Annotated in this window: 7 protein-coding genes; 3 read left to right on the top strand and 4 right to left on the bottom strand. The window is 67.5% G+C overall.

Features of this window, described 5'->3' with window-relative positions; genetic code table 11:
* Positions 1-169 precede the first annotated feature (169 nt).
* Positions 170-922: a sulfate transporter family protein gene (locus QX121_RS26920; protein ID WP_315740375.1), complete on the top strand. Its 753-nt coding sequence runs from the start codon at positions 170-172 to the stop codon at positions 920-922.
* On the opposite strand, the gene QX121_RS26915 is transcribed toward QX121_RS26920, so the two are convergent.
* The 4 genes from QX121_RS26915 to nth all read right to left on the bottom strand — a co-directional run bounded on the left by QX121_RS26915 (position 860) and on the right by nth (position 5065).
* A complete protein-coding gene (locus QX121_RS26915; RefSeq protein ID WP_315813480.1) occupies positions 860-2479 on the bottom strand; it encodes a DHA2 family efflux MFS transporter permease subunit in 1620 nt (539 codons plus the stop codon). The genes QX121_RS26920 and QX121_RS26915 overlap by 63 nt on opposite strands.
* Positions 2476-2982, bottom strand: coding sequence for an isoprenylcysteine carboxyl methyltransferase family protein (locus QX121_RS26910; protein ID WP_315813479.1), 507 nt, complete (start codon positions 2980-2982; stop codon positions 2476-2478). Before QX121_RS26910 ends, QX121_RS26915 begins: the two co-directional genes overlap by 4 nt.
* Positions 2979-4031, bottom strand: a complete 1053-nt coding sequence (locus QX121_RS26905; protein WP_315770652.1) for a type III polyketide synthase — start codon at positions 4029-4031, stop codon at positions 2979-2981. The genes QX121_RS26910 and QX121_RS26905 overlap by 4 nt, the downstream gene beginning before the upstream one ends.
* Positions 4032-4240: 209 nt before the next feature.
* Positions 4241-5065, bottom strand: a complete 825-nt coding sequence (gene nth, locus QX121_RS26900; RefSeq protein WP_315813478.1) for an endonuclease III — start codon at positions 5063-5065, stop codon at positions 4241-4243.
* Between the two features lie 22 nt (positions 5066-5087).
* On the opposite strand from nth, the gene QX121_RS26895 reads away from it, so the two are divergent.
* Entirely contained in the window at positions 5088-5621 is a 534-nt protein-coding gene (locus QX121_RS26895) for a DUF2244 domain-containing protein (RefSeq protein WP_315813477.1), read from the top strand.
* Between the two features lie 320 nt (positions 5622-5941).
* Entirely contained in the window at positions 5942-6841 is a 900-nt protein-coding gene (locus tag QX121_RS26890; RefSeq protein ID WP_315813476.1) for a bifunctional helix-turn-helix domain-containing protein/methylated-DNA--[protein]-cysteine S-methyltransferase, read from the top strand.
* Positions 6842-6920 lie beyond the last annotated feature (79 nt).

Raw genomic sequence — 6920 nt, 5'->3', positions numbered from 1 at the left:
CAGCGAAGCAATCCAGAGTCCCGCCCACCACCCTGGATTGCTTCGCTGCGCTCGCAATGACGAAGGAAGCAGTTTTGGCGCATTTGCGTGCTGTGGGGATGCCGGGCTTGCCGAAGCCCGCTTGCATGTCTACCTCCTCTCGCGTGTCTGGCAGAGAGGTTCTACGATCATGATCGACGCCGCCATCAAGGCGATTTCGCAGATTTTGTCGCCGCCGATGCGCTCGATCCTGTGGCGCGCGATCGGGCTTGCGCTGGTGCTGGTCACGGTGCTGGCGATCGGGCTGCAGCGGCTCTTGACCTGGCTCGCGACCGCCGGCGAGGGCTGGGCGGAGGCCATGCTCGGGCCGAACTCGCACGGCACCCTCGAAGTGCTCACTTGGATCATCTCGATCGCCGCCGGCTTCGGCGTCGTGTTCGGCGGCATCATGCTGATGCCGGCGATCACCTCGGTGATCGCGAGCCTGTTCGTCGACGACGTCGCGGACCTCGTCGAGCGCGAGCATTATCCAGCCGAGCGCCCCGGCGTCGCCCTGCCCTTCGGCGTCGCCATCATCGAGGGCCTCAAGGCCGCCGGCCTCACCATCCTGATCTATCTGGTCGCCCTGCCCTTCGTGTTCCTGGCCGGGGCCGGCTTCGTGATCTTCTTCCTCGCCACGGCCTGGCTGCTCGGCCGCGAATATTTCGAGCTGGCCGCGATGCGCTTCCGGCCGCCGGCGGAGGCCAAGGCGATGCGGCGCGACAATGCGGTGACCGTGTTCACCGCGGGGCTGATCATCGCGGCCTTCGTCACCATCCCGATCGTGAACCTGGCGACGCCGCTGTTCGGCATGGCCTTCATGGTCCACCTGCACAAGCGCCTATCCGGACCGCGGCCCGAACTGATCGAGCCGTCGCCGGAGCGCCGGCTGCGCAGCCTCTAGCGCCATCATCCGCGGCGACAGGCTCGCCGCCTTGGCGCGGGCGAAGGGGATCAGCAGGAAGCCGAGCAGCGCGACACCGGCGAGCAGCGACCAGGCCTCGTTGACGCACAGCGCCAGCGAGGCCTTCTCCACCAGCGGCCGGACATAGGCGATCGCCTGCTCCTCCGAGACGCCGCGCGGCCGGTTGCGCAGCAGCTCCGGCGCGAGCCCGATCGCCTTGGCCGCCGCGGTATCGCCGGCCAGCAGGCGGTCGCGAAACGCCTGGGCATGCATGGCGACGCGGCCATAGATGATGGTGTCGATCAGCGCGATGCCGATGGCGCCGCCGAGATTGCGCATCAGGTTGAACAGCCCGCTGGCATCGGCGACCTCGGCCTGCGGCAGGTCGCCGAGCGCGATCCGCGTCGGCGGCAGCAGGCAGAACATGATGCCGACGCCGCGCACCACCTGCGGCCAGAACATCTCCTGATAGTCCGCGGTCGGCGGCTGGAACGCGCTCGCTGCCAGACCGAAGCCGAACAGCACGAAGCCGAACGCCGTCAGGAGACGCGCGTCCACCTTGCCGTCCAGCGCCGTCACCAGCGGAGCGGCGATCAGTTGCGCTACGCCGGTGACCAGCATGATCTTGCCGATCTCGAACGCATCGTGGCCGCGCACGAAGGCGAGGAACACCGGCATCAGATAGACCGAGCCGAACAGCCCGATGCCCAGACAGAAGCTCGACAGGCAGCCGAGCGTGAACGACCGCCGCTGAAAGCTGCCGAGCCGCAGGATCGGATGCGGCGAGGCCAGCAGGCGCTGGATCAGCAAAGTGAGGCATGACGCGCTCAGCACCAGGAACGCAATGCAGTTCGACGACAGCCAGCCGCCCTTTGGGGCCTCCTTCAGCCCGAGCTCGAGGCTGGCCAGGGACACCGCGAGCAGCAACAGCGCAAACAGGTCGAGCTTGTCGAGCTCCGCGAGATCCATGCGCTGCTTCGGCAGCAGGCTTGGCGTCATCAACGCGGCGATGATGCCGGGCACGATGTTGATCAGGAACAGCCAGGGCCACGACCAGGTGTTGGTGATGAAGCCGCCGACGACCGGGCCGATGGTCGGTGCGAGCACCGCGACCACGCCGCCGATCGTCGTCGCGACCGCGTGCAGGCGCGGTGGAAACAGCAGGAACACGGCGGAGAACACGACGGGGATCAGGAGACCCCCGAAGAAGCCCTGCAGCACGCGGAACGCCAGCAGCGTATGAAAATCGCCGCTGAACGCGCAGCCGAGCGAGGCCGCGGTGAAGATGCCGACGGCGCCAACGAACAGCCAGCGCAACGTGAACACCCGCGTGAGCAGCCCGGTGAGCGGAATGGCGATGATCTCGGCGATCAGATACGCCGTCTGGATCCAGCTCATCGCGTCCGGCGTGATGCCGAGCGCCTCCTGGATGGTCGGCAGCGACGTCGCCACCACCTGGATGTCGAGGATCGCCATGAACATGCCGACGCACATCAGGATGAAGCCGAGCCAGGTGGCGAGGCTCGGACGATCCTGCGGCGCGGCCGATGCGCTCATGCGGTCTGGCCGCCGCCGATGCCGGTGAGTGCTTCCGATTCGGCGCGGATGCGGATGAACAGCACCGCCGCATTCAGGCCTGAGAAGATCAACGCGATCAGCGGCAGATGCAGCGCCAGCGGCAGCAGCGCGATCTCGGCTGCGACCACCAGATAGTTCGGATGCGAGATGTAGCGATAGGGACCATCGGTCACCAGCGGCGCACCGGGCAGGATGATGATGCGCGTCGTCCAGCGCGGGCCGAGCGTCGCAAGCACCCACCAGCGCAGACCCTGCAGCAGCACGAAGCCCGACAGCAGCCACGGGTCGACATCCTGGTCGGCACCGAGCAGCCACAGCGACACCAGCCAGGCCGCATGCATCGAGATCATCAGCGGATAATGATCCGCCCCGACCTCGATCGCGCCCATGGCGCGCAGGCGCTTGGTGTTGTGGCGGGCGAGCACGAGCTCGCCGAGCCGTTGCATGGTGACGAGGGCGAGGACGAAGGCGGCGAAGGTCATGCGGCGTTCCTCAACGATACGCAGCTTGCGGTGAACCCAGGTCCGAGCGCAGTCAGCACCGAGCGCGGCGGCAAGCCCCGGGCGCGGGCGCGCTCCAGCACGAACAGCACCGTCGGCGCGGACATGTTGCCGTAGTCGGCGATGATCTCGCGCTCATGATCCAGCGTGCCCTGGCCGAGCGACAGCGCGCGCTCCAGCGCCGTTATCACCTTGGCGCCGCCGGGATGGCAGACGAAGCGGTCGACGTCGGCAGGCGCGAGCTTCATCCGGTCCAGGATCTCGTTGACGGCCGGGCCCATGTTCTCGGTGACGAAGTCCGGAATGGTGCGCTGGAAGATCACGCCGAAGCCTTCGGGATCGACGCTCCAGCCCATGATATCGAGCGTATCCGGCCACAGCTTCTCGCCGGTCGCCTCGACCCTGATAGCGCCGCCATCGCCGGCGCGCAGGATCGCCGCTGCGGCACCATCGCCGAACAGGCTCAGCGCGACGATGTTGGCTTTCGTCAACTCATCATGGCGCACGGCCAGCGTGCACAATTCGAAGGTCACCAACAGCACATTGGTGCCGGGCCGGGCCTGCGCCAGCCGCGCGGCGATCGACAGGCCCGAGACGCCGCCGGCGCAGCCAAGGCCGAACACCGGCACGCGCGATACGTCCGCGCGAAAGCCCAGGCGCCCGGCGACGCGCGCTTCCAGTGTCGGCGTCGCGATGCCCGTCGAGCTCACGGTGACGATGGTATCGATGTCGGCGGCTGCGAGATCGGCCTGCGCGAGCGCCTTGTTGGTCGCATCGATGAACAGCGCCTCGGCGCCTTCGAGATAGGCCTCGGTGCGCTCGGGCCAGCCGCGGCGCTCCATGTACCATTCGATCGGCTTGACGCCGTAGCGCTGGCGGATGCCGGTGTTGGCGAACAGGCTCGCCATCGTGTCGAACTGCGGAAAGCGCGGCGACAGCACCACGCGTGCGGCCTCCATCACCTCGTTCTGGCGGAACTGATGCGGTGGCACCGAGGTCGCGAGCGACACGAGTGCGGCGGTATGGTCCATGCGGCTGATCCTTCAACGTCCCGGCGCAGAAAGGTCCGAGAACGCGGGAATCGTCACGCGCCGCTCACATCGCCCCGGATTATGGGTGTCATCTTATGTCCAATGCGGGCGGCGATGTGGCCCGGCCATGGTGAGACGGCGTCGCGCCGTGACACAATAGTGACTGTCAAACGCGTTCTCAGGCGAAACCGTTCGTCACGCACAACGTATCAGGCGGTCTTCTCGGGCCAGCGGCAGAGGTCCTTGATCAGGCACAGCTCGCAGCGCGGCTTGCGCGCCAGGCACGTGTAGCGGCCGTGCAGGATCAGCCAGTGATGCGCGTGCAGCATGAACTCGGCCGGGATCACCTTCTCTAACCCGAGCTCGACCTCCAGCGGCGTCTTGCCAGGGGCCAAGCCGGTGCGGTTGCCGACGCGGAACACATGGGTGTCGACCGCCATCGTGTGCTCGCCGAACGCCATGTTGAGCACGACGTTCGCGGTCTTGCGGCCGGCGCCGGGCAGCGATTCCAATTCGGCGCGCGTGCGCGGCACCTCGCCGCCGAATTCGCTGATCAGCTTCTGCGACAGCGCGATCACGTTCCTGGCCTTGGTGCGGTAGAGGCCGACGGTCTTGATGGTGTCGCGGAGTTTGTCCTCGCCGAGCGCGATCATCTTCTGCGGCGTGTCGGCGACGGCGAACAGCGGCCGCGTCGCCTTGTTGACGCCGGCGTCGGTCGCCTGCGCCGACAGCACCACGGCGACCAGCAGGGTGTAGGGGTTGAGGTGCTCGAGCTCGCCCTTCGGCTCCGGATTGGCCTGAGCGAAGCGGCTGAAGGCCTCGCGGATCTCGGCCGGGGTCCAGGGCCTGGCCGCGCTCAACGCTCTCTTGACCGGTCGGGCAGGGCTCTTCGGCTTGGCCGTCGGAGCCTTCTTGACGGCCCGTTTCGAGGCGGCCTTAGGGGCTGACTTGGGAGCGGCCTTGGGAGCGGCCTTGTTCAAGGGGCTGCGAACCGGCGCCGGCTTGGCGCGTTGGGGGCGGGTGATTTTGGCCATGATCTGGGTATACTGAGGCCCCATGACGCCAGGCAACGCTTTTGCGTATCAGGAGACCGACACCGACGCCGCTGATCCCGAGCTGTTCGCAGCCCGGCTGACGCCGCATCGCTCGCTCAGCCGCACCGGCTTTCTGGTGCTGATGGTGGTGGTCTGCGCCATCAGCTTCATCGGCGGCCTCGCCTCGCTCATGATGGGCGCCTGGCCGGTGCTCGGCTTCTTCGGCCTGGATGCGCTGGCGATCTACTGGGCCTTCAAGGTCAACTTCCGCCGCGCCAACGCCTATGAGGACGTCTCGATCACCCTGACGGAGCTGCGCCTGCGCCGCATCAGCCACAAGGGCCACGTCATGGAATGGCGCTTCAACCCGCTCTGGGTGCGGCTCGACCAGGAAACCCACGAGGAGTTCGGCATCGAGCGCCTGTATCTGGTCGCCCGCGGCCAGCGCGTCGCGATCGCGAGCTTCCTCGGGCCGGAGGAAAAGGCGAGCTTCGCCAAGGCGCTGACGGCCGGGCTGCAGGCCGCGAAGCGCGGGCCGGTGTACAACCCGCTGTAGCGTGTCCAAGGGCACGGACTGCGGGCAGCTCTACCCAGGCGAAAGCGCCGCTAACACCCGCCGGCGTCGTTCCGGGGCGCGCGCAGCGCGAGCCCGGAACCCATACTCACAGGGCCTTGTGTAGGGCACACGAGTAGTGGGCGTCTCGCCTCACACTTCTTCTCGTGGTTATGGATTCCGGGCTCATCGCTGCGCGACGCCCCGGAATGACGGAGCAAGCCAGGAAAATCCTGTTTCAAGCCGAAGCCGATCGCAACGCCCTAGCCCTCCAATCAGAAATCGGGTGGAGTCCCCTTCCCGGCCGCCCTACATCGGGACCCATGATGACCCTTGCCATTCACGATTCCGCCCTGGCCAAGCCGGGCCCGCAGCAATCGGCAGCTTTGCGCGACTACGATGCGGTGCGCCGCGCGATCGCGTTCATCTCCGAGCATTGGCGGCGGCAGCCGACCATCGAGGACATGGCCGACGCCGCCAGCCTGACGCCGGACGAGCTGCACCATCTGTTCCGGCGCTGGGCCGGGCTGACGCCGAAGGCGTTCATGCAGGCGCTGACGCTCGACCACGCCAAGGGCCTGCTGAAGGGCTCGGCCAGCGTGCTCGACGCCGCACTCGACTCGGGGCTATCAGGCCCCGGCCGCCTGCACGATCTGTTCGTCACCCATGAAGCGATGTCGCCCGGCGAATGGAAGACCGGCGGCGCCGGCACTACCTTGCGCTACGGCTTCCACCCCTGTCCGTTCGGCATCGCGCTGGTGATGGCCACCCCGCGCGGCCTCGCCGGCCTCGCCTTCGCCGATCCCGGCGAGGAGGCTGGAGCGCTCGCCGACATGAAGAGCCGCTGGCCCCGCGCCACTTACGTCGAGGACGTCCCCGGCACCGCCGGCCTCGCCCAGCGCATCTTCGACAAGACCCTGTGGCGCCCCGACCAGCCGCTCCGCGTCGTGCTGATCGGCACCGATTTCGAGGTCCGCGTCTGGGAAACCCTGCTCAAGATCCCCATGGGCCGCGCCGTCTGCTACTCGGACATCGCAACGCGGCTGGAGTCGCCAAAGGCCTCGCGCGCCGTGGGCGCCGCGGTCGGCAAGAACCCGATCTCGTTCGTCGTGCCGTGCCATCGCGCGCTCGGCAAGAGCGGAGCGCTGACGGGCTATCACTGGGGGCTGACACGCAAGCAGGCGATGCTTGGGTGGGAAGCGGGGCAGGTGGGGATGGGGTAAAATGAGGTCTGTGATGCCGGATGTGGATAAACGTAAGGCGGCGCTGGACGAACTGGCGGCAAAGCATCGTTTGTTCTTG

The sequence above is a fragment of the Bradyrhizobium sp. SZCCHNR2028 genome (assembly GCF_032380995.1).
In the GTDB taxonomy this organism is placed as follows: Bacteria; Pseudomonadota; Alphaproteobacteria; order Rhizobiales; family Xanthobacteraceae; genus Bradyrhizobium.
This window is presented reverse-complemented; position numbering and strand designations above follow the sequence as displayed.

What these genes read in the sequence shown, in the direction of transcription:
- QX121_RS26920 (WP_315740375.1), top strand. Translation starts at nt 170, where the DNA reads ATGATCGACGCCGCCATCAAGGCGATTTCGCAGATTTTGTCGCCGCCG.
- QX121_RS26890 (WP_315813476.1), top strand. Translation starts at nt 5,942, where the DNA reads ATGATGACCCTTGCCATTCACGATTCCGCCCTGGCCAAGCCGGGCCCG.
- QX121_RS26915 (WP_315813480.1), bottom strand. Translation starts at nt 2,479, where the DNA reads ATGAGCGCATCGGCCGCGCCGCAGGATCGTCCGAGCCTCGCCACCTGG.
- nth (WP_315813478.1), bottom strand. Translation starts at nt 5,065, where the DNA reads ATGGCCAAAATCACCCGCCCCCAACGCGCCAAGCCGGCGCCGGTTCGC.
- QX121_RS26895 (WP_315813477.1), top strand. Translation starts at nt 5,088, where the DNA reads ATGACGCCAGGCAACGCTTTTGCGTATCAGGAGACCGACACCGACGCC.
- QX121_RS26910 (WP_315813479.1), bottom strand. Translation starts at nt 2,982, where the DNA reads ATGACCTTCGCCGCCTTCGTCCTCGCCCTCGTCACCATGCAACGGCTC.
- QX121_RS26905 (WP_315770652.1), bottom strand. Translation starts at nt 4,031, where the DNA reads ATGGACCATACCGCCGCACTCGTGTCGCTCGCGACCTCGGTGCCACCG.